At 74.6% G+C, this 21,239-nt stretch carries 17 protein-coding genes, 1 tRNA gene and 1 other RNA gene; 8 read left to right on the top strand and 11 right to left on the bottom strand.

Translation table 11 applies throughout. From position 1 onward, the window contains the following. Positions 1–66 precede the first annotated feature (66 nt). The 3 genes from ACFVXH_RS11485 to ACFVXH_RS11475 all read left to right on the top strand — a co-directional run bounded on the left by ACFVXH_RS11485 (position 67) and on the right by ACFVXH_RS11475 (position 4,259). Positions 67–1,599 carry an MFS transporter gene (locus ACFVXH_RS11485; protein WP_387822443.1) on the top strand — a complete coding sequence of 511 codons (1,533 nt, stop codon included), beginning with the start codon at positions 67–69 and terminating at the stop codon, positions 1,597–1,599. A gap of 195 nt (positions 1,600–1,794) precedes the next feature. After that, positions 1,795–3,651 (top strand): S9 family peptidase, encoded by a 1,857-nt coding sequence (locus ACFVXH_RS11480; RefSeq protein ID WP_375877592.1) that lies wholly within the window; start codon positions 1,795–1,797, stop codon positions 3,649–3,651. Further along, positions 3,648–4,259 (top strand): hypothetical protein, encoded by a 612-nt coding sequence (locus ACFVXH_RS11475; protein ID WP_387822440.1) that lies wholly within the window; start codon positions 3,648–3,650, stop codon positions 4,257–4,259. Before ACFVXH_RS11480 ends, ACFVXH_RS11475 begins: the two co-directional genes overlap by 4 nt. A gap of 49 nt (positions 4,260–4,308) precedes the next feature. Here ACFVXH_RS11475 and ACFVXH_RS11470 read toward each other — a convergent pair whose 3' ends face one another. The 10 genes from ACFVXH_RS11470 to ffs all read right to left on the bottom strand — a co-directional run bounded on the left by ACFVXH_RS11470 (position 4,309) and on the right by ffs (position 14,574). Further along, on the bottom strand, positions 4,309–5,088 hold the full coding sequence (locus tag ACFVXH_RS11470) for an SURF1 family protein (protein ID WP_049661142.1): 780 nt from the start codon (positions 5,086–5,088) through the stop codon (positions 4,309–4,311). A gap of 115 nt (positions 5,089–5,203) precedes the next feature. Next, positions 5,204–6,502 carry a hypothetical protein gene (locus tag ACFVXH_RS11465; protein WP_387822437.1) on the bottom strand — a complete coding sequence of 433 codons (1,299 nt, stop codon included), beginning with the start codon at positions 6,500–6,502 and terminating at the stop codon, positions 5,204–5,206. After that, complete coding sequence (locus ACFVXH_RS11460; protein ID WP_049658157.1) at positions 6,495–7,040, bottom strand: SigE family RNA polymerase sigma factor; 546 nt, start codon at positions 7,038–7,040, stop codon at positions 6,495–6,497. Before ACFVXH_RS11460 ends, ACFVXH_RS11465 begins: the two co-directional genes overlap by 8 nt. Positions 7,041–7,332: 292 nt before the next feature. Continuing rightward, positions 7,333–8,400 carry an aspartate-semialdehyde dehydrogenase gene (locus ACFVXH_RS11455; RefSeq protein ID WP_117488551.1) on the bottom strand — a complete coding sequence of 356 codons (1,068 nt, stop codon included), beginning with the start codon at positions 8,398–8,400 and terminating at the stop codon, positions 7,333–7,335. 60 nt (positions 8,401–8,460) lie between these two features. Beyond that, positions 8,461–9,741: an aspartate kinase gene (locus tag ACFVXH_RS11450; protein WP_074001801.1), complete on the bottom strand. Its 1,281-nt coding sequence runs from the start codon at positions 9,739–9,741 to the stop codon at positions 8,461–8,463. Positions 9,742–10,116: 375 nt separating this feature from the next. Further along, positions 10,117–10,830 carry a DUF5063 domain-containing protein gene (locus ACFVXH_RS11445; RefSeq protein WP_241852803.1) on the bottom strand — a complete coding sequence of 238 codons (714 nt, stop codon included), beginning with the start codon at positions 10,828–10,830 and terminating at the stop codon, positions 10,117–10,119. Then, on the bottom strand, positions 10,823–11,422 hold the full coding sequence (gene recR, locus ACFVXH_RS11440) for a recombination mediator RecR (protein ID WP_049658152.1): 600 nt from the start codon (positions 11,420–11,422) through the stop codon (positions 10,823–10,825). The genes ACFVXH_RS11445 and recR overlap by 8 nt, the downstream gene beginning before the upstream one ends. A 264-nt stretch (positions 11,423–11,686) precedes the next feature. Beyond that, positions 11,687–12,028 (bottom strand): YbaB/EbfC family nucleoid-associated protein, encoded by a 342-nt coding sequence (locus ACFVXH_RS11435; protein ID WP_074001802.1) that lies wholly within the window; start codon positions 12,026–12,028, stop codon positions 11,687–11,689. Between the two features lie 159 nt (positions 12,029–12,187). Beyond that, positions 12,188–14,392: a DNA polymerase III subunit gamma and tau gene (locus tag ACFVXH_RS11430; RefSeq protein ID WP_387822430.1), complete on the bottom strand. Its 2,205-nt coding sequence runs from the start codon at positions 14,390–14,392 to the stop codon at positions 12,188–12,190. A 91-nt stretch (positions 14,393–14,483) separates the two neighbouring features. Next, positions 14,484–14,574, bottom strand: an RNA gene (gene ffs / locus ACFVXH_RS11425) — signal recognition particle sRNA small type. 111 nt (positions 14,575–14,685) lie between these two features. Between ffs and ACFVXH_RS11420 the strand changes: the two genes are divergently transcribed. Further along, positions 14,686–14,770 (top strand) — tRNA-Ser (locus ACFVXH_RS11420). A 204-nt stretch (positions 14,771–14,974) separates the two neighbouring features. Then, positions 14,975–15,799, top strand: a complete 825-nt coding sequence (locus tag ACFVXH_RS11415) for an alpha/beta fold hydrolase (protein ID WP_387822427.1) — start codon at positions 14,975–14,977, stop codon at positions 15,797–15,799. Between the two features lie 28 nt (positions 15,800–15,827). On the opposite strand, the gene ACFVXH_RS11410 is transcribed toward ACFVXH_RS11415, so the two are convergent. Continuing rightward, the gene (locus tag ACFVXH_RS11410) at positions 15,828–16,511 is read right to left on the bottom strand and encodes a hypothetical protein (protein ID WP_387822424.1); all 684 of its coding nucleotides are present in this window, start codon (positions 16,509–16,511) and stop codon (positions 15,828–15,830) included. Between the two features lie 110 nt (positions 16,512–16,621). Here ACFVXH_RS11410 and ACFVXH_RS11405 point away from each other — a divergent pair, with 110 nt between their 5' ends. The 3 genes from ACFVXH_RS11405 to ACFVXH_RS11395 all read left to right on the top strand — a co-directional run bounded on the left by ACFVXH_RS11405 (position 16,622) and on the right by ACFVXH_RS11395 (position 21,169). Then, positions 16,622–17,248, top strand: a complete 627-nt coding sequence (locus tag ACFVXH_RS11405) for a TetR/AcrR family transcriptional regulator (RefSeq protein WP_387822421.1) — start codon at positions 16,622–16,624, stop codon at positions 17,246–17,248. 127 nt (positions 17,249–17,375) lie between these two features. Beyond that, positions 17,376–18,485: a hypothetical protein gene (locus ACFVXH_RS11400; protein ID WP_387822418.1), complete on the top strand. Its 1,110-nt coding sequence runs from the start codon at positions 17,376–17,378 to the stop codon at positions 18,483–18,485. A 209-nt stretch (positions 18,486–18,694) separates the two neighbouring features. Further along, on the top strand, positions 18,695–21,169 hold the full coding sequence (locus ACFVXH_RS11395; protein WP_387822415.1) for a helicase C-terminal domain-containing protein: 2,475 nt from the start codon (positions 18,695–18,697) through the stop codon (positions 21,167–21,169). Positions 21,170–21,239: the final 70 nt, after the last annotated feature.

The following is a 21,239-nucleotide window of genomic DNA, read 5'->3' as shown; positions in this document are numbered from 1 at the left end:
GCGCCCGCCCCTCGGCACCGGCCGCCGACCCGCTTGGGTCGCCAACACCCTTGAGGAGAGCCCGAGATGAGCACCTCACTGAACACCCGGCGGCCCACCGAGGCCGAGACAGAGGCAACGGCGCCGACGGCCCCCAAGGGGCTGCTGCCGGTCATCCTGACCGCCACCTTCATGACCGCCCTCGACATCTTCGTCGTCAACGTCGCCCTCCCCTCCCTCCAGGGCGACCTCGGCGCCGGCCCGGCCGCCGTCCAGTGGGTGATGGCCGGCTTCAGCCTGGCCCTCGCGGCCGGCCTGGTCACCGCCGGCCGCCTCGGCGACCGGTACGGCCGCCGCCGGGTGTTCGGGCTCGGCCTGGCCCTCTTCACCCTCGCCTCCACCGCCTGCGGCCTCGCCCCCACGGCGGCCGCGCTGGTCGGCGCCCGGGTGGCGCAGGGCCTGTCGGCGGCGCTGATGGGTCCGCAGGTGCTGGCGATCCTGCGGACCGCGTTCAGCGGAGCCGCCCAGGCTCGGGCCTTCGCCCGGTACGGGCTGACCATGGGCGTCGGCGCGGTGTTCGGCCAGCTGATCGGGGGGCTGCTGATCCGCGCTGACCTCTTCGGCCTCGGCTGGCGCAGCTGCTTCCTGATCAACCTGCCGATCGGACTGGCCGCCCTCCCGCTGGTCCGCCGGAGCCTGCCGGAGTCCCGCGCCCCGCAGCGGCCCGGCCTGGACCCGGTGGGCGTGCTGCTGGTCACCACCGCGCTGACCGGCCTGGTGCTGCCGCTGATCCAGGGCCCCCAGCTGCACTGGCCGCTGTGGACCGGGCTCTGCCTGGGCGGCTCGCTCGCCCTGCTGGCCGTCTTCGCCGTGCACCAGCACCGCGCCACCACCGCCGCCACCACCACCGCCGCCACGGCCACCACCGCGACCACCCCGCTGGTCGACACCCGGCTCTTCCGCGACCGCGCCTTCAGCGCCGGCCTGCTCGCCCAACTCGCCTTCTGGCTCGGCCAGGGCTCCTTCTTCCTGGTGCTCGCCCTGCACCTCCAGTTCGGCCGCGGCCTGGACGCGCTGGGCGCCGGACTGGTCTTCACCGCGATCGGCCTGGGCTACCTGATCACCTCCAACACCACCCACCGCGTCACCGCCCGCCTCGGCGAGCGCCGCACCATCGCCCTCGGCGGGCTGCTGATGGCCCTCGGGCTGGGCCTGCTGGCCCTCACCGCGTACGGCGCCGCGGACGGCGGCGTCCGGTGGCTGGCGCCCGGGCTGTTCGTGGACGGCCTCGGCATGGGCCTGGTGATCGCCCCGGTGACCTCGGTGGTCCTGGCCGGCGTCGAGCCCCGGCTGGCCGGCTCCGCGGCCGGGGTGGTGTCCACCGTGCAGCAGGTCGGCGGGGCGCTCGGGATCGCACTGATCGGCCTGGTCTACTACGGCGCCGGCGACCCGGCCGCCGCCTTCGGCCGCAGCGTCCTGGCCCTGGCGGTGCTGGAGCTGGTGCTCGTGGGCCTGGTCCGGTTCCTGCCGCGCGGAGCACACGGGGCCCACGGAGCGGCCGAAGCGCACCGAGCGCACCGAGCGCACGAAGCGCTGCACGAAGTGCCGCACGAGGGCTGACCCCGGCATGGTCCCGGCCACCCGCCCCGGCCCCACGGAACCCGGGCCCCGGGCCGGGCGTTCGTGGACGCCCCGGCCGCCGCGCACGGCGACACCTGCGCCGGCACCCCGCCGCCACCCCGGCGGCACGGGGCGGGTGGGCCGAAGCCCACCCGCCCGTTCCCTTCCCTCCCCCCGATCGGGTTGGATGGTCGGATGAGCGAGGAGAAGAGCGCCGTACCGGCGTGGGAGCAGCGGTTCAGGGCGGCCCGGGTGTCGCTGCCCGACTGGGCCGAGGACGCCCCCGACCGGTCGCTGTACGTGTCCAACGCGACCGGCACCTACGAGGTCTACGCCTGGGACCGCACCACCGGCGCCCACCGTCGGGTCACCGACCGTCCGAACGGCACCACCGACGCCGAGCTGTCCCCCGACGGCGACTGGGTCTGGTGGTTCGACGACCACGACGGCGACGAGTTCGGCGTCTGGCGCCGCCAGCCGTTCGCGGGCGGCCCCGACGAGGAGGCCGTGCCCGGCCTCGCCGCCTCCTACTCGGCCGGCCTGGCCCTGGGCCGCGACGGCACCGTGGTGGTCGGCCGCTCGACCGACGAGGACGGCACCACCCTGCACCTGCGCCGCCCCGGCGCCGCCGTGCCGGTCGAGGTCTACCGGCACGAGGAGTACGGCGGCATCGGCGACCTCAGCCACGACAGCACCCTGCTCGCCATCGACCACACCGAGCACGGCGACGCGATGCACTCCGCGATCCGGGTCGTGCGCATCACCGCCGACGGCGGCGTCGAGACCGTCGCCGAGCTGGACGAGGTCACCGGCCGGGACGAGCCGCGCGGCGTCGCCTGCCTGGGCTTCGCCCCGGTCGAGGGCGACACCCGCCTGCTGGTCGCCCACCAGCGCACCGGCCGCTGGGAGCCGATGATCTGGGACGTCGCCACCGGCGCCGAGACCGCCCTCCCGCTGCGCGACGAGCAGGGCCGCGAGCTGCCCGGCGACGTCTCCGCGCAGTGGCGCCCCGGCGCCGAGGCACTGCTGGTGGAGCACGAGTACGAGGCGCGCAGCGAGCTGTTCTCGTACGCGCTCGCCGACGGCCGGCTGACCCGCCTGGAGACCCCGCGCGGCACCGTCAGCGGCGCCACCGCCCGTCCGGACGGCACCGTCGAGTACCTGTGGTCCTCCGCCGCCGAGCCCTCCGCCGTCCGCTCCACCGCCGGGACGGTCGTGCTGCGGGCGCCCGGCGCGGTGCCGCCCGGTTCGGTGCCGGTCGAGGACGTCTGGGTGGACGGGCCCGGCGGGCGGGTGCACGCCCTGGTGCAGCGGCCGGCGACGCCCGCGCAGGGCCCGTACCCGACCGTGTTCGAGATCCACGGCGGCCCGACGCACCACGACAGCGACTCCTTCGCCGCCGGTCCGGCCGCCTGGCTGGACCACGGCTTCGCGGTGGTCCGGGTCAACTACCGCGGCTCGACCGGCTACGGCCAGGCCTGGACGGACGCGCTGCACGAGCGGGTCGGCCTGATCGAGCTGGAGGACATCGCGGCGGTCCGCGCCTGGGCCGTCGACAGCGGCCTCGCCGACCCGGCCCGGCTGGTCCTCACCGGCGGCAGCTGGGGCGGCTACCTGACCCTGCTCGGCCTCGGCGTCCAGCCCGACGACTGGGCCCTCGGCCTCGCCGCCGTCCCGGTCGCGGACTACCACACCGCGTACGCCGACGAGATGGAGGCGCTCAAGTCGCTGGACCGCACGCTCTTCGGCGGCACCCCGGAGGAGGTCCCGGAGCGCTTCACCGCTTCCTCGCCGCTGACCTACGTCGAGCGGGTGCGGGTGCCGGTCTACATCAGCGCCGGGGTCAACGACCCGCGCTGCCCGATCCGGCAGATCGACAACTACGTCGAGCGGCTGGAGCGGCTCGGCAAGCCGCACGAGGTGTACCGCTTCGACGCCGGGCACGGCTCGCTGGTGGTGGAGGAGCGGATCAAGCAGCTGCGACTGGAGATCGACTTCGTGCGGCGGCACCTGGGCACGGCCGGGCGTGACGGAGACGGAGGGGCTGCGTGAGACGCCTGCTGATGCTCGCGGGGGTGGCGGTCGCCGGGGCCCTGGTGCTCACCGGCTGCTCGGGCTCACAGCGGAACACCGCGTCCTGCCCGCCCCCGACCGGCCCGCCGGTACCGAGCTCCTCGGCCGTCGCGCCCGCGCCGGCCGTGCCCGCGTCACCGACCGCCGCCGCGACGCCGCCCGCCGGCGCCACACCGCCTGCCGCGCCGCCCGCCGTGCCGCACGCCGGCACCGCGACCAAGGCGGGCGCGGCGGGTCCGGGGGCGGCCGTCGTACGGGCGGTGTACACGCCGCCCGCGGACGGGGGCGACTCGGTCCAGCTCGCCAAGGGGGGCGGCAAGAGCGGCTCGTCCGGTTCGAAGGGGTCGGGGTCCAAGGGCTCCAAGACCGGTCGCAGCGTGCACCACCACATCGACCACTACGACTCCGACGACCACAACGGCAGCGGCGGCAACGGCAACGGCCACTGCCACAGCGACCCGACGCCGCTGCCCACCGGCTCGTCGACCCCGACCCAGCCGCTGCTCCCCCCACAGACGCCGACGCCGACGACACCCCCGCCGGCGGTCAAGCCGACACCGGCACCGGCCCTGCCGACCAAGCGCTGAGCCGGGGCGGCCGAGCGCCGAGCCGGGGTCGGCGTCAAGGCGCCGCCGGTCAGTCCAGGACCGGGTCCAGCCCGAGGGCCCGGTCCTGCTCCGCCTCCGCCTCCCGGCGCACCAGGCGGTACCACATGAAGACCACGAACCCGCCGAAGACGAACCACTCCAGGGTGTAGCCCAGGTTCTGGAACGCGCGCAGGGTGAGCCCGTCGCCGCCCTGCGGCTGCACGGTCGGTACGGAGGCCAGCCCGGCGGGCGCGTCGTCGGCGGCCACCCAGCCGTCGTACCAGCCGTCGTACTCCAGCACGTTCAGCAGCGAGGCCCGGTTGATCATGCCGAGCTGCCCGGCGGGCAGACCGCCCGCCACCGCGCCGTTGCTGCCCACCGACTCGTTGGCCTGGAGGCGCCCGGTCACCGTCACCTCTCCGCCCGGCGGCGGCCCGGCGACAGCCGGGTCCCCGGCCGACCAGCCGCGCACCACGGCGACGGCGTGTCCGTCGGCGGTGCGCAGCGGGGTGAGCACGTAGTAGCCCTGCTTGCCGTCCACCACGCGGTTGGGGACGAGCAGTTGGTGCTCGCCGTCGTAGCTGCCGGTCACCGTGACGGTCCTGCCGACGGTTTCCGTGCTCACCTGCGGGGTCGCCTGGTTGAGCAGCGCGTCGATCGGCCGGGCGTCACCCGAAGCGGTGACCGCCTGCTTGGCCTCCTGGTGCGTGGACACCCGGTCCTCGAAGCGGCCGAGCTGCCAGGAACCCAGCCACAGGCAGACCGCCACGGCCGCCACGGCCACGACGGTGCCGCCGAGCCAGCGCGGAGTCAGGAGGAACCGGTACACACCCCCACGGTATCCACTCCTCACACCCGCCCCGTCCCCCGGGCCCCGAACACGGCCGCCTCCGACCGGTCGCCCCGGCCCCTCCTCTACATCGGCGGCCACGCTCAGGCCGTCGTCACCGAGCCGTCGGTGAGCCCGACGGCTGCGGCGCCGGGCCGCCCAGCCCCTGGACGCCGCCGCGGTAGACGGTGCCGCTGCACGCCACCGGCAGGGTCGCCGTGGCGGCCGCCGGGCTGCCGGGGGCGGGGGTGTGGGCGATGGTCACGGCGGGCGGCGCGGTGGTCGGGTTGCCGGTCGGCGTCGCGGTCGGGCTGGGGGCCGTGGTGGGGCCCGCCGACGGGGACGAGGAGGCCGGCGGGTTGGCGCTGACCTCACTGGTGGGGACGGAGGCCGGGGCGCCGGACTCGGCGGCGGGGACGTCCGAGCGCAGGGCCACCTGGTTGACGCTGTTCGACGGGGTGCTCAGGGTGCCCGAGCCGGTACAGGTCTGGTCGGGGACCCAGGCGAACGGCACCCGGTACCCGGCCCGCGGTGCGAGCACCGGCGGCTCCCCGTCCATCGCGGGCAGGCCGGCGGCCGGGTCGCCCGGGGCGTGGTCGGCGGTGCGGATGCGGCCGCGGTCGCCGCCGCTGACGGCGGTGACCGCCACCGAGCCCGGCCCGCCGAGCCGACAGCTGCGCCCGGACACGTTGTAGACGGTGAACGAGCCGTAGATCCGCCCGTCGCCGTCGGCCGTGCCGACCTGGGCGAGGCCCTCACCGAGGTCCGTCCGGGTGCAGAGCGGGACGATGCCGCCGTCACCGGCGCCGGAGGTCCCGCTGGGCGCGACGCCGCCGTCGGTGCTCGCCTGCCCGCCGCCGGGGCTGTGCGGGGCCGAGGCCGTACCGGGCGGCGGGGTGGTGTCGCCGGGGCCGCTCGGGTTCGCGTGCGAGGCCGCCCCGGTGCCGCCGGTCGTCCCGGCGGTGCCGCTGGGCGAGGTGGCGGCCGGGCTCTTGGCGTCGGCCGAGCCGGGGCCGCCGGAGAGCCCGAGGTGCTCCCCCTCGTGCAGGACGGGCAGGCCGATCGCGACGACGAAGGCGAGCGCGGCCGCCCCGGTCCAGGCACCGCGCCGGGCGGCCCGGCGGCGGGGCACCGCCCGCCGGATCCGCGGCAGCCCGCCGGCCGCGGGCTGGATGCCGGAAACGGCGCCGTGCAGCAGCTCGCGCACCGCCCGTTCCTCGGTGGACAGGGACAGCAGCTCCTCCGGGGCCTCGGCCCCGGGCCCGCTCGCTCTGGAAGCGCCGAGCCCGGTCGCCCCGAGCCCGGTCGCCCCGGGCTCGTTCGCCCCGGGCGTCCCGGGTCCGTTCACCTCAGGCCCGCCCGCCTCCGGAGTGCCGTCCGCCGGCCGCCGTCGGTCGCCGTCCGCCTCAGCCATGTCCGGCCGCCATCTGGACGCGCAGGGCGGCGAGCCCGCGCGAGCCGTAGGCCTTCACCGAGCCGAGCGAGATGCCCAGGGTCTCGGCGACCTGCGCCTCCGTCATGTCCACGAAGTAACGCAGCACCAGAACCTCCCGCTGACGGCGTTGCAGACCACGCAGCGCGGCCTTCAACTGGTCGCGCTCCAGGGCATCGTAAGCACCTTCTTCTGCACTGGCCATGTCAGGCATGGGCTTCGGCAGCAGTCGCAGCCCGAGGATGCGGCGGCGCAGCGTGGAGCGGGACAGGTTGACGACCGTCTGCCGCAGGTACGCCAGGGTCTTCTCGGGCTCGCGCACCCGGCGCCGGGCGGCGTGCACCCGGATGAACGCCTCCTGGACGACGTCCTCGCAGGTCGAGAGGTCGTCGAGAAGCAGCGCGGCGAGCCGCAGCAGCGAGCGGTAGTGCGCCTGGTAGGTCGCGGTGAGCAGGTCCTCGCTGGTACCCGCGTCGGTACCGGCACCGGAGTCCGCCGCACCGGGTGCGGCCGCCGTCATCTGGTCTTCTTCCGGCCTACTCGCAGGCCTCGGGGCGCGCGAGGGGAAGGACACCGCGGCTCTCGCCGGGATGCCCGCCCTTGCCCCCACCATCACGTTCGCCACGCACGTTGGACACTCGATCCCCTGTCATGGTTGCCCAGCCCGGGGCCCATTCTTCCGCATCGGCTGAAGAGGCCTCCAGGGGATTCCCACGGGATTCCGGACAGATTGTGTCGAGGAGCGAACACAGGTATGGACACAGGTGTGGACACAAGCGGGCACATCGGAACCCGTGAGGGCCCGTCACTCTCTAATCCGTCGGCGTTCCCGCCGTCAGCTCCGCCGCCACCAGCTCGGCCAGCTGCACCAGGTTGAGCGCCGCGCCCTTGCGCAGGTTGTCCCCGCAGAGGAAGAGGTCCAGCGCCTCCGGCTCGTCCAGCGCCCGCCGGACCCGCCCGACCCAGACCGGGTCCGTCCCGACCACGTCGTTCGGCGTCGGGAACTCGCCCGCCGCCGGGTCGTCGTAGAGGACCACGCCGGGCGCGTCCCGCAGGATCTCCTGCGCGTGCTCCTGGGTGACCTCGCGTTCGAACCGCGCGTGCACGGCCAGCGCGTGGGTGCGGACGACGGGGATGTGGACGCAGGTCGCCGAGACCTTCAGGGCGGGCAGGCCGAGGACCTTGCGGGACTCGTCGCGGATGCCCATCTCCTCGGCGGACCAGCCGCCGTCGCGCAGCCCGCCGGTCCAGGGCACGGCGTTGAGCGCGAGCGGGGCGGCGAACGGCCCCTGATCGGCGATCAGCGCGCGCAGGTCGCCGGTCTGCCGGCCCACCGCGGTGCCCGCCACCAGCCCGGTCTGCGCGCGCAGCGCCGCCTCGCCGTCGCGGCCCTCGCCGCCGGCGGCCTGGTAGGAGGCGACCACGAGCTGCGCCAGCCCGTACTCGGCGTGCAGCGCGCCGACCGCGGCGATCATCGCGAGCGTGGTGCCGGCCGGACTGGCGACGATGCCGCGCGGGCGGATCCGCAGCGCGGCCGCGTTGACCTCCGGGACGACCAGCGGCACGTCCTCGGCGGTGCGGAAGGCGGCCGAGTCGTCGACCACCACGACGCCCTTGGCCGCCGCGATCGGCGCCCACTGGGCGGAGACCTGGTCGGGGACGGCGAAGACCGCGACGTCGATCCCCGCGAAGGCCTCCTCGGCCAGCGGGACGACCCCGACGGTCTCCCCGCGCACCACCGCCGTACGGCCGGCCGAGCGCGGGGAGGCGACGAGTCGGACCTCGCCCCAGACGTCCTGGCGGAGGGAGAGCAGCCCGAGCAGCACCTCGCCGACCGCGCCGGTGGCGCCGACGACGGCGAGGTTGGGACGCCGGGTCATCGCCCGGCGTCCCGGCCCGGTGCCCGGGTCATCGCCCGGTGCTCCCGCTCCGTTCCCGGGTCATCGCCCGGTGCCGCCGTAGACGACGGCCTCGTCGCTCTCGCTGTCCAGGCCGAAGGCGCTGTGCACGGCACGGACGGCCTCCGGCACGTCGTCGGCGCGGGTGACCACCGAGATGCGGATCTCCGAGGTGGAGATCAGCTCGATGTTGACGCCCGCGGCGGACAGCGCCTCGAAGAAGGTCGCCGTGACGCCCGGGTTGGAGCGCATGCCGGCGCCGACCAGCGAGATCTTGCCGATCGCGTCGTCGTAGCGGAGCGACTCGTAGCCGATGCCCTGCTTGACCCGGCCCAGCGCGTCGATGGCCTTCTGGCCCTCGGTCTTGGGCAGGGTGAAGGAGATGTCGGTCAGGCCGGTCGACGCGGCGGAGACGTTCTGCACCACCATGTCGATGTTGACCTCGGCGTCGGCGATGGCGCGGAAGATGCGCGCCGCCTCGCCCGGCTTGTCGGGCACGCCGACGACGGTGACCTTGGCCTCGGAGGTGTCGTGGGCGACTCCGGAGATGATGGCCTGCTCCATCTCGCCCCCTTCGGGCTTGTTCGGGTTGTCGTTGCTGACGATCGTCCCGGGAAGACCCGAGAAGGACGAGCGTACGTGAATCGGGATGTTGTAGCGACGGGCGTACTCGACACACCGATCGAGCAGCACCTTGGAACCCGACGAGGCCAGCTCCAGCATGTCCTCGTAGGCGATCCAGTCGATCTTGCGGGCCTTCTTCACCACGCGCGGGTCGGCGGTGAACACGCCGTCCACGTCGGTGTAGATCTCGCAGACCTCGGCCTTCAGCGCGGCGGCGAGCGCCACGGCGGTGGTGTCCGAGCCGCCCCGGCCCAGCGTGGTGATGTCCTTGCTGGTCTGGGAGACGCCCTGGAAGCCGGCCACGATCGCGATGTTGCCCTGGTCCAGGGCGGTGCGGATGCGACCGGGCGTCACGTCGATGATGCGCGCCTTGTTGTGCACGGAGTCGGTGATGACACCGGCCTGGCTGCCCGTGAAGGACTGCGCCTCGTGCCCCAGGGATTTGATCGCCATGGCCAGCAGCGCCATGGAGATGCGCTCTCCAGCGGTCAGCAGCATGTCGAACTCACGGCCGGCAGGCAGCGGTGACACCTGCTCCGCGAGTTCGATGAGCTCGTCCGTCGTGTCGCCCATCGCGGACACCACGACGACGACCTCATGGCCGGCCTTCTTGGCGTCAACGATTCGGCGGGCCACGCGCTTGATGCCTTCGGCATCCGCAACGGATGAGCCGCCGTACTTCTGCACGACAAGGCCCACGTGCGCTCCTCGACTCGAAGTCTTTTCCGGGGGCTACGGGCCCCCGTACCCCCCGGGGGAGAGGGGGGTGCGGTCGTCGTCAGTCTACCGAGCAGGGGTGCTCCGACCGGCGCTTTCCATATCGTGAGACGGTAGTTTCAGCACGTGAGCGGCCGTACGGGCGGCTCCGCCGTCAGGTCTGCGGGCGATTCGGTACCGCTCCGAAGAATCGCCCGACCGGGGGACGGCGATCCGGCCGGATTTCTTTTCCGGCCGGGGCGCTGAGGCATTCGTCACAATCCGAGGGCGCATTCGATCAGCCCGCGATCCGTGCCGGGATCCGTGCCACGATCTGCCCGCGATCCGCCGGATTTCCACCGGATTTCCGTCCGGAAACTACCGCCCGAGGCCGAGCTCGGCCGCCATCAGGTCGCCCGCCTGCTGCTCCAGCTGCTCGTCGGTGAGCCCGTCGTCGTCGGTGTCCGCGCCGTCCGGTGCCGCGCCGATCGGGCTGTCCAGCCGGACGTGGGCGATCAGCGACTGCAGGGCCCGCAGCACCGCCGTGCAGGTCGTGCCCCAGTTGGAGAGGTACGAGAACTGCCACCACCACAGCGCCTCGCTGACCCGGCCCTCGCGGTAGTGGGTCAGGCCGTGCTGGAGCTCGCTGACCACGCCGGCCAGGTCGTCCGAGATCCGGAAGGCGTTGGGCTTCTCCGGCGGACCGTACGGGTCGAAGACCTCGTGGTAGACGTCGATCGGCGCGAGCAGCTCGGCGAGGCGCTCGCGCAGCTGCTCACCGTCCGGCTCGGGGCCGGTGTCCGGCTCGAACCGGTCCTCCGGGACGACGTCCTCGATCGCGCCCAGCCGGCCGCCGGCCAGCAGCAGCTGCGAGACCTCCAGGAGCAGCAGCGAGACCGCACTGCCGGGCTCGTCGCCCTTGGCGACCTCGGTGACGGCGAGCACGAAGCTCTCCACCGAGTCGGCGATCTGCACGGCGAAGTCGTCCGGCTCCGAGCCGTGGCCGTGGACGTGCGGGGCGTGCGCCCCCGGTTCCCCGTGGGACTGCTGGTGGGGGGTGTGGGGCTGCTGGTTGATCGTCCGGTCAGACATCGAGCAGTCGTCTCCCTTCGAAGGCGCGGCCGAGGGTGACCTCGTCCGCGTACTCCAGATCCCCGCCGACGGGCAGGCCGCTCGCCAGACGGGTCACCTTCAGGCCCATCGGCTTGCAGAGCCGGGCCAGGTAGGTGGCGGTCGCCTCCCCCTCCAGGTTGGGGTCGGTGGCCAGGATCAGCTCGGTGACCGTGCCGTCCGCGAGGCGCGACAGCAGCTCGCGGATCCGCAGGTCGTCCGGGCCGACGCCCTCGATGGGGCTGATCGCGCCGCCCAGCACGTGGTAGCGGCCGCGGAACTCACGGGTGCGCTCGATGGCGACGACGTCCTTCGGCTCCTCGACCACGCAGATGACGGCGAGGTCGCGGCGAGGGTCCAGGCAGACCCGGCACCGCTCGGCCTCCGCGACGTTGCCGCAGACCGCGCAGAAGCGGACCTTGTCCTTGACCTCCAGCAGCGCGTGCGCCAGCCGGCGCACGTCCGTCGGGTCGGACTGCAGCACGTGGAAGGCGATCCGCTGCGCGCTCTTGGGCCCGACGCCGGGCAGCCTGCCCAGTTCGTCGATCAGGTCCTGAACCACGCCCTCGTACAACGTCGCGCCTTCCCTCGGATGGTCGGTGTGCCGGACGGCCGGTGGAGCCGGGTGGCTGGTGGGGCCGGGTGGCCCGTGGAGCCGGAGCTGGTGGAGCCGGACGGCCGGGGCCGGTGGTGCCGGACGGCCGGTGGTGCTCCGGTGCCATCATCCAACGAATCGGGCGTCGGACACAGCGCCCGACGCCCGACTCCCACATAAATCACATGGGTCTGTCGTCTGAACTTCAGACCTTCTGGCCTTGGAAGCCGCCGTTGGACGACGTCAGAACGGCAGGCCGGGGATGCCGCCGCCGCCCAGGCCCTGGGTCAGCGGGCCCATGCGCTCGGCCTGCAGCTTCTGCGCGGTCTGGTTGGCGTCCCGGACGGCCGCCAGGACCAGGTCGGCCAGGGTCTCGGTGTCGTCCGGGTCCACGGCGGCCGGGGAGATGCTCAGCGCCACCAGCTCACCGGCACCGGTCACCGTCGCCTCGACCAGGCCGCCGCCCGCCGAACCGCTCACCTTCGCCTCGGCCAGCTCCTGCTGGGCGTTCGCGAGATCCTGCTGCATCTTCTGCGCCTGCTTCAGCAGCTGCTGCATGTTGGGCTGGCCACCACCGGGGAACACGGCTGTCTCCTTGCTGTCACGGCTGTCGTACGGCGCTTCGTCCGTCACCGCCGAGCCTACGTGCTGCCCGCCGGTCCGGGCCCCGGATCGGGCCCGGATCAGGGTCCGCTCAGGGGCCCGTAGGCCCGGAGACCTGGGCCGGAGGACCCGGGGGCCGGTTCAGGAGCCCTGGTGGTGGATCTCCTCCAGCACCGTCGCCCCCAACTCGCGGATGATCAGCTCCTGGCCGGAGAACACGTCCTCCTTGAGGTCCGGGTCGTCCGCCTCCGGGACGTCGTCCTCCGGAGCCACCGACCGCACCGGACGGGCCTGCGCCGCCACCGGCGGCGGGGCCTGCACCGGCGCGGGCTGCACGGGCGGGGCCTGGACGGGCGCCGGCGCGGCCTGGACCGGCGGAGCCTGCACGGGCGCCGGGGCGGGCGCGGGCATCGACGGCGCGGCGGCCGCCGGACGCGCCGCCGGGGCTCCCCAGCCGCCACCGGCCTGGGCACCGCCACCCGGTGCGCCGCCACCCTGGCCACCGCCGGACGGGCCGCCGACGCCGCCGGACGGGTCGATGATGCACTCGATCCGCCAGTCCACGCCCAGCGCGTCGGCCAGCGCGGAGCGCAGCACGTCGTCGCTGTTGCTGCCGACGAAGCTGTCCCGGGCGCCGGCGTTGATGAAGGACACCTGGAGCACACTGCCGTCGAACCCGGCCACCTGGCCGTTCTGGCTGAGCAGGATCCAGGTGAAGCGTCGGCGGTTCTTCACCGCCTCCAGGATCTGCGGCCACAGCTGCCGCACCTGCGCGGCACCCTGCTGCGCGGACGCCGACGGCTGCCCACCGGGAGCCGCCACCGGGGCGGGGGCCGGGGCGGGCACGGGAGCGGCGGCCGGAGCCGGAGCCGGGGCCGGGGCGGCCTGCGGCGGCGCCACGGGGGGCGCCGCGGGAGCCGCGGCGGGGGCCCCGCCGGCGGGCGGGAAGCTGCGCGGGATCGGCCAGGCACCCGGCGCCGGCCCGGCGGGCGCGGCGGCGGGCGGCGCGGCCTGTACGAGCTGGGGGGCCTGCGCGGCCGGTACGGCGGCGGGCTGGACCGGCGCGGGCGCCACCGGCACCTCGGCCACCGGCGCCACCGCCATCGGAGGCGTCGCCGTCGGAGCCGCCATCGGAGCCGCCATCGGCATGCCCCCAGGCACCGCCATCGGCGCGGCGAACCCGCCCGCGGACGCCCGTCGCTCCAGCTTGTCCATCCGCGCCTGCAACGACAGCTCGTCGCTGTACGCGCCCGGCAGCATCACCCGGGCGCAGATCAGCTCCAGCTGCAACCGGGGCGCCGCGTTGCCGCGCATCTCGGTCAGCCCGGTGTTGACCAGGTCGGCGGCCCGGCTCAGCTCGGCCGCGCCGAACGCGTCCGCCTGCGCCTGCATCACCGCGACCCGGTCGGCCGGGGCGTCGATCAGCCCCTTCTCCCCCGCGTCCGGCACGGTGGCCAGGATCACCAGGTCGCGCAGCCGCTCCAGCAGGTCGGTGACGAAGCGGCGCGGGTCGTGCCCGCCCTCGACCACCCGGTCGATCACCTGGAACACCGTCGCCCCGTCGTGCGCGGCGAAGGCGTCCACCACCTCGTCCAGCAGCGCGGAGTCGGTGTACCCGAGCAGCGCCGTGGCCATCTGGTACGTCACGCCGCCCTCGCCGGCCCCGGCCAGCAGCTGGTCCATGACCGACATCGAGTCACGCACCGACCCGGCCCCCGCCCGCACCACCAGCGGGAACACGGTGTCCTCGACCTGGATCCCCTCCCGGCCGCACACCTCCGCCAGGTAGTCGCGCAGCGTGCCGGGCGGGACCAGCCGGAACGGGTAGTGGTGCGTCCGGGACCGGATCGTCCCGATCACCTTCTCCGGCTCGGTGGTCGCGAAGATGAACTTGAGGTGCTCCGGCGGCTCCTCGACCACCTTCAGCAGCGCGTTGAAGCCGGCCGAGGTCACCATGTGGGCCTCGTCCAGGATGAAGATCTTGTACCGGCTGTGCACCGGCGCGAAGAACGCCCGCTCGCGCAGCTCGCGCGCGTCGTCCACACCACCGTGCGAGGCGGCGTCGATCTCGATCACGTCGATCGACCCGGGCCCGCCGGTCGCGAGGTCCCGACAGGACTGGCACTCCCCGCAGGGCGTCGGCGTCGGCCCCTGTTCGCAGTTGAGGCAACGGGCCAGGATGCGCGCGCTCGTCGTCTTGCCACAGCCGCGCGGCCCGCTGAACAGGTACGCGTGGTTGACCCTGTTGTTGCGCAGGGCCTGCTGGAGCGGAGCGGTCACGTGCTCCTGCCCGATGACCTCCGCGAAGGTCTCGGGGCGGTAGCGGCGGTACAGGGCTAGGGACACACCCCCGACGATATCGGGACGGACCGACAAACGCGTCGCCCCTCACCCCGCCGACCGTCCCAGACCGGCCCCGACCGGGCCCCGGGAACGCAAAGACCCCTCGCGCACCCGCCAGAGCCCTCTTACCCTTGCTGCCTTCCGGCCCTGGGGGGGTTCAGAGAGATGACGCCACACGAGGGGCTGACCCCCACAGTACCGGATCCCCGCCCCAACGATCCACAGGCCACCCCCACCCTCCCGCCTGCGGGACAGGTGGTCGCGAGCACCCCGAAACATGTACTAAGCTCTCCCACGGAGGATTCGCCTAGAGGCCTAGGGCGCACGCTTGGAAAGCGTGTTGGGGGCAACCCCTCACGAGTTCGAATCTCGTATCCTCCGCCGGCAGAAGGCCCGGACCGCTCAGCGGCCCGGGCCTTCGTCGTTTCCGCGTCCATGGGCTTCCGTCCCGTCAGGGCTTTGATCCGCCCCACTTGCGCGGGGCGACCGCACGCGTGGTGTCGGGCCCGTCGCGGTTGCGGGGCCGGGTCCGGGGTGCCTCAATGGCCCCGGCGGCGACCGCCGCCTGTCGGTGAGGAGGGCGGCATGCCACGGGTCGCGGTGAACGGGGTCGAGCTCTTCTACGAGGTGGACGGGGACGGCGAGCCGCTGGTCCTGGTGCACGGCTCGTGGGGCGACCACGGCAGCTGGGGGCCGGTCCTGCCCGCCCTCGCGCAGAAGTTCCGGGTCCTCGCCTACGACCGGCGGGGGCACAGCCGCAGCGAACGCCCGCCGGGGCAGGGGTCCCGGTTCGAGGACGAGGAGGACCTGGCCGCGCTGATCGAGACCCTCGGGTTCGCGCCGGCGTACGTCGCGGGCAACTCCTTCGGCGCCTCGACCGCGCTCGGCCTGGCGGCCCGGCGGCCCGAGCTCTTCCGGGGCCTCGTCGCCCACGAGCCCCCGCTCCTGGGCACCGTCGCCGACGACCCCGGGCTGCTGCCGCTGACGGCGGCCACCGGGGAGAGGATCGAATCCGTCCTCGCCCTCCTGGCGGCCGGCCGGGCCCTCGCGGGGGCCCGCCGGTTCGTGGAGGAGGTCGCCCTGGGGCCCGGCGCCTGGGAGCGGCTGCCGGAGCAGCTCCGCGAGACCTTCGTCGCCAACGCCCCCACCTTCGCGGACGAGCAGGCGGACCCGCAGTGGGCCAACCTCGACCTCGGCCGCCTCTCCCACTACACCGGGCCCGCCCTGCTGACGAAGGGGACGCAGAGCCCGCCCTGGTTCGCCGCGATCGTCGCCCGGCTCTCCGCGGCCCTGCCGCAGGCCGAGACCCACACCTTCGAGGGAGCCGGGCACGTCCCCCACCTCAGCCATCCGGACGCCTACGCGCAGCGCGTGACCGGCTTCATCGAAGGAGCCGGCCGGACTCCCTAGCCGGCCTCCAGGACAAGGCAGTTCGGGGTCAGGCCGCTCGGCCGGGGGCCGGGTGGGACGCACCGGCCGGGCGGAGCCGGCGGCGGACGGCCCAGGCGGCTGCCGCGAGGGCGAAGCCGTAGACGGAGACGAGTCCGTGGCCGTTCTCCTGGGCGATCCACATCGCGAGGCCGAGGGCGGGGACGCCGGCCGCCAGGGCGAGCTCCTTGGGGAGGCGGGTGCGGGTGAGGAAGGCCAGAGCGAGGGTGGCGCCGAGGAAGTAGGTGGCGCCGGAGCTGCCGGCGAAGTTGCGGGGGTCGGTGCTGGGGCCGCCGCCGAGGCCGAGCAGGCTGTCGACGCGGCCGGGCAGCAGGATGCCGGCGAGGAAGAAGCCGAGGGTGAGCGGGCCGCCCCAGTACCACTGGGCGAGGACGGCGACGGCGGCGAGGGTGACGAGGTTCCACAGGCCGCCGAAGAGGCCGCCGTTCTGCATGAACACCGAGGTGAGCTCGCGCCACCAGCCGGACTTGGCGGGGTCCGCGTCGAGCGCGTCCATGGCGCCGGACCAGAGCAGCTGGAGCAGGACGCCGCCGACGGCGAGCGCGGTCAGGGCGAGCGCCGCCCACGGGAGCGGCCGTCCGCGCAGGGTGTCGCGGCCGACGACGCCGAGCCCGCAGTTGACCATCATGACCATCAGCGCGGCCGTGGTCACGTTGAAGACGATCGCTCCCATGTCTGGCCCTCCCCCCGGTTCCGACGTTTTCCAACGCCGTTCGAAAACCTGATGGCGTCAAGCTAGCACAGTTTTCGAACAGTGTTGGAAAACGTTGTACGGTGGACCGCATGAAGCTCACCAAGGAGCGCATCGTCGATGCGGGCATGGCCGTCTTCGCGGAGGTCGGCTACCAGAACCTGTCCATGCGCCAGGTCGCCGACCGCCTGGACGCCCACGCGGGCAGCCTCTACTACCACGTGCGCGGCAAGGACGAGTTGCTCGCCCTGATGGCCGACCGGGTCTGCCGCAGCGCGTACGACGCCGGCACCGAGGCCCTCGCCGCGCTCCCGCCCACCGCCGCCTGGCAGGACCGCGTCGAGGCCCAGGCCGCCGCCCTGCGCCTGAGTCTCAAACAGCACCCCGGCGGCGCCCAGCTCCTCGCCGAGAGCCCCGGCGTGCTCAGCCCCGGCGCCCTCTCCCTGATGGAACGCCTGCTGCGCACCCTCCTCGACGCCGGCCTCCCCGCCGAGCACTGCGGCATCGCCGCCGACACCCTGCTCAGCCACGTCACCGGCTTCGTGCTCCAGGAGCAGAACCAGCCGGCGGCGCCACCGCCCGTCACCGCGGAGCAGTACGCCGAGCTGTGCGAGCGGTTCCCCCTGCTCATGGGCCCGTTGATCCCGCGCGTGGGCCAGGACGAGAAGTTCACCCGGAGCATCCGCCTGCTCTGCACCGGCTTCGCGGCGCTCTCCTAGCGGCGCCCTCCCGGGCGAGGCGGGCCCGGACCCCTGGCGCCCCCGCGGGACCCCGCTGGGTGAACTCCGCGCGCCAGGCGATTCGACCGCGACATAACTTCGCGTTATGAGACTTCACTCTTCGCGCATGAGGTTCTGGGGGCAGGCCGGCGTGGTCGCCGCCGCCGTGGTGGTGCTCGGCGCCACGGCGGCGGGGGGCGCCGTCGGCCGAGCACCGTTCCTCGGGCCGCTGAACACCGTGTCCCCGGTCGCCTCGACCGTGCCCGCGAACGGGGACGTGAACCCGTACGGCACGTTCGTGATCCGGCACAGCACGGGCAGGCTGCACCGCGGCAACGTCCTGATCAGCAACTTCAACAACGCGCAGAACCAGCAGGGCACCGGGACCACCCTGGTCCAGGTGAGTCCGGACGGCGCCGTCAGCACGTTCGCCCAGATCGACCCGGCGCACCTGCCCGGGCCGTGCCCCGGCGGGGTCGGGCTCTCGACGGCGCTGACCGTCCTGCCGGGCGGCTGGGTCGTGGTCGGCAGCACGCCCACCACGGACGGCACCTCCGCCACCGTCCAGGCAGGCTGCCTGCTGGTGCTGGACAGCAACGGAACGGTCCGCGAGACCATCGTGGGCGACGGCATCAACGGCCCGTGGGACATGACGGCCGTCAGCTCCGGCGACCGCGACGAGCTGTTCGTGACCAACCTGCTGAACGGCACGGTCGCGGGCGGCGGGGCCGAGGTCGACCAGGGCACCGTCCTGCGGATCACCCTGTGCCGGCCGGGCGGCGCACCGCCGCAGCGGATCGCGACCACCCGGATCGGTTCGGGCTTCGGCCAGCGCACCGACCCGGCCGCCCTGGTGATCGGCCCGACCGGCGTCGGTCTGGGCCACGACGACACGCTCTACGTGGCGGACACCCTCGCCAACCGGATCGCCGCGATCCCCGACGCCGTCCACCGCGCCTCCGACGCCGGCACCGGCACCACCGTCAGCACCGGCGGAAACCTCAACGGGCCGCTCGGCCTGGCCGTCGCCCCCGGCGGCGACGTCCTCACGGTGAACTCCGGCGACGGCAACCTGGTCGAGACCACCCCCGCCGGCGACCAGGTCGCCGTCCGCACGCTCGACGACAGCGGCACCCCGCCCGGCGCCGGCGCCCTGTTCGGGCTCGCGGTCGACCTCGACCGCGACGCCGTGTACTTCGTCGACGACGCCACCAACTCCCTGAACGTCCTGCACTGACCGCCCTGCCGCGAGTGCCACTCCCGTACGCTCCCGCCCCCGAGGGCCCGGACCGCGACCACCGACCGCGGCCCGGGCCCTCGCTGTCTCCCGAACCGCCCGCCGGTCGCTTCGCCGTGCGGCCCGAACCGCCCGCCGGCACACCGTGTTTGCCATGCTTGAGCCCCGGCCGGTTCCGACCTGGGACGGCGTCCGTCCTCTGTGGTGAGGTGTTCCCCATCGGCAAGACAAGTGGATCGACCCTGGTCGCGTGGCTGCGCGGCGCCGACGCGGCACAGGTCGTACGGGTCCTGGCCTCGCGCCCGGACGCCGCGGTGGAGCCGGAGCCGCGATCGGTCGGCGAACTGGCGGACCGGCTCCAGCGCCCGGCCTCGGTCGCGCTGGCGATCCCCCGACTCACGCTGCCCGAGCTCCAGGTGGCGGAGGGCGCCGCCGCGCTGGCGCCTGCCACCCGGGACGTACTGGCGAACCTCCTCGACGCGACGGACGGGGAGCGCGCTCACCAACTGGAAGCGGTACTGCGGGAGTTGGCCGATCGCGCGCTGGTGTGGCCGGGCGGCGACGGGCGGCTGCACGTGGCGGCGCCGCTGCGGCAGGTGTGGGCCGCACCCCTCGGGTTGGACGCGCCACTGGCACGGCTGCTCGCGGACACGACCTCCACCGATCTGGGCCGCATGCTCGCCGCCGTCGGCATCACGTCGACGGGCACCAAGCAGAAGCGGCTGGCCGCGCTGATCGACCACCACGGCGATCCGGACCGGGTCACCGCGCTGGTCGCCAAGGCCCCCGCGGCTACTCGGAAACTCCTGGAGCAACGTGCGCGGCAGGCGCCGGAGCGGTCGGCCCGCATCCTGTACGGCCTCCCGCGGCCGGATCCCGGGCCGGGCGAACGGTGGGCGCTGGAACGGGGGTTGCTGATCCGGGACGGGCGCTGGTACGGGCCCGCCCGGATGCCCTCGGAGGTGGCCCTCGCGCTGCGCGGCACCGGCTGGCACGCCCCGTTCACGCCCGTCCCGCCCGCGGTCCGGACGCGGCCCGTCACCGGATCGGCGGTCGACCGGGAGGCCGCCGCCGCGGCGATGGCGTTCGCCGCCCACGCCTCCTCCGTCCTCGCGGCGTGCGCCGCCGCTCCCCCGGCCCGGCTGAAGTCCGGCGGGGTCGGAGCCCGCGAGCTGTCCCGGCTCGGCAAGGCCGCGAAGTGCGACGACACCGTGGTGCGCATCGCGCTGGAGTCGGCCGCCGCGGCCGGGCTGCTGGCCCGGGACGGCGACCGGGTCGCGGCGACCGAGGCCTACGACGGCTGGGCGGAGGGGGAACCCGCCGACCGGCTCGCCGTGCTCCTCCGCGCCTGGTGGACACTGCCGCTGACCCCCGGCGGGAGCCGCGACGAGGAGGGGAAGGCACTGCCCGCCCTCGCCGGAGCCCCGCCCCGCGGGGGCTGCGTCCAGGCCCGGCACGGACTGCTCGCCTCCGCGGCGCGGCTCCCGGCGGGTGAGGGGGCGACCGACCCGACGGACCTGGGGGCGCTGATCGCGTGGCAGCGTCCGCTCGTCGACCAACTCGCCCAGGACGCCAGCCCGTTCGCCACCCTGGTCGGCGAATCGGAGCTGCTCGGCGTCCTCGCCCTCGGCGCCCTGTCCCCGCTCGGGGCGGCCCTGGACGCCGACGGCCCGGACGCGGTGGCCGCCGCCTGTCGACGGCTGCTGCCCGCCTCCACCGGGTCCGCCCGCTTCGGCAGCGATCTCACGGCCGTGGTCGCCGGCACGCCCTCGACGCCCCTCGTCACGCTGCTGGACTCCGTCGCCGACCGGGAGGCCACCGGTACGGCGTCGGTATGGCGGTTCAGCCCGGACAGCGTCCGCCGCGCCCTCGACGCCGGCCACACCGCCGACACGCTGACGGCCGACCTCGCCGCCGTCGCCGTCGCCACCGCCGCCGCCGCCACCACCACCACCACCACCACCACCACCACGGAACCGCTGCCACAACCGCTCGCGTACCTGATCCGCGACACCGCGCGCGGCCACGGCCGGGTGCGCGTCGTCTCCGCGGCCTGCGTAATCCACGGCGCGGAACCCGCCCTCCTCGCCGAACTGGCCGCCCACCGCAGGCTCGCCCCGCTCGGCCTGCGGCAGTTGGCTCCGACGGTGCTGATCAGCCGGACCCCGCCGGACGAGACGCTCGCGGCCCTGCGGTCGGCGGGCTACGCCCCCGTCGCCGAGGAGCAGGACGGATCCGTCCGCATCGAGCGGACCCGGCGACACCGGGCAACGAACCCGCTCCCGACCCCGCGCCGACCCGCCGGCACGCGGCGGAAGGCCGTCCACGTCGCGGGCGCCCGGACCGCCACCGACCTGGCAGCCGTCGCCGCCCGGCTACTGGTGGCCCCGCAGGAGGCTCCGGAGCCCGACCCCGACGACGGCCGCCCCTACGCCAGCGACACCGAGGAGATCATCGCCGGGTACGCGCGCAACCTGTCCTTCACCGACGTCCGCCAACTGGCCCACGCCGTCGACGAGAAGCAGCCGATCACCGTCGAGTACACCGCCACCTCGGGCAACACGACCGTCCGCACCCTGAGCCGCCTCGAACTCGACGCGCCCTACCTCCACGCCTGGTGCCACCTGCGCGACGCCGAACGGGTCTTCACCCTCTCCCGCATCCACGGGGTGATGCCCTCGTAGCCGGGCCCCCGGCCGGCCGGTGTCCGATTCGTTCAAGACCGGGTGGGGCGGGGGTGCCTAGCGTGGGGGC

The organism is Kitasatospora sp. NPDC058184 (genome assembly GCF_042883725.1).
In the GTDB taxonomy this organism is placed as follows: Bacteria; Actinomycetota; Actinomycetes; order Streptomycetales; family Streptomycetaceae; genus Kitasatospora.
The sequence above is the reverse complement of the archived record's forward strand: the minus strand, read 5'-3'. Positions and strand labels throughout refer to the sequence as shown.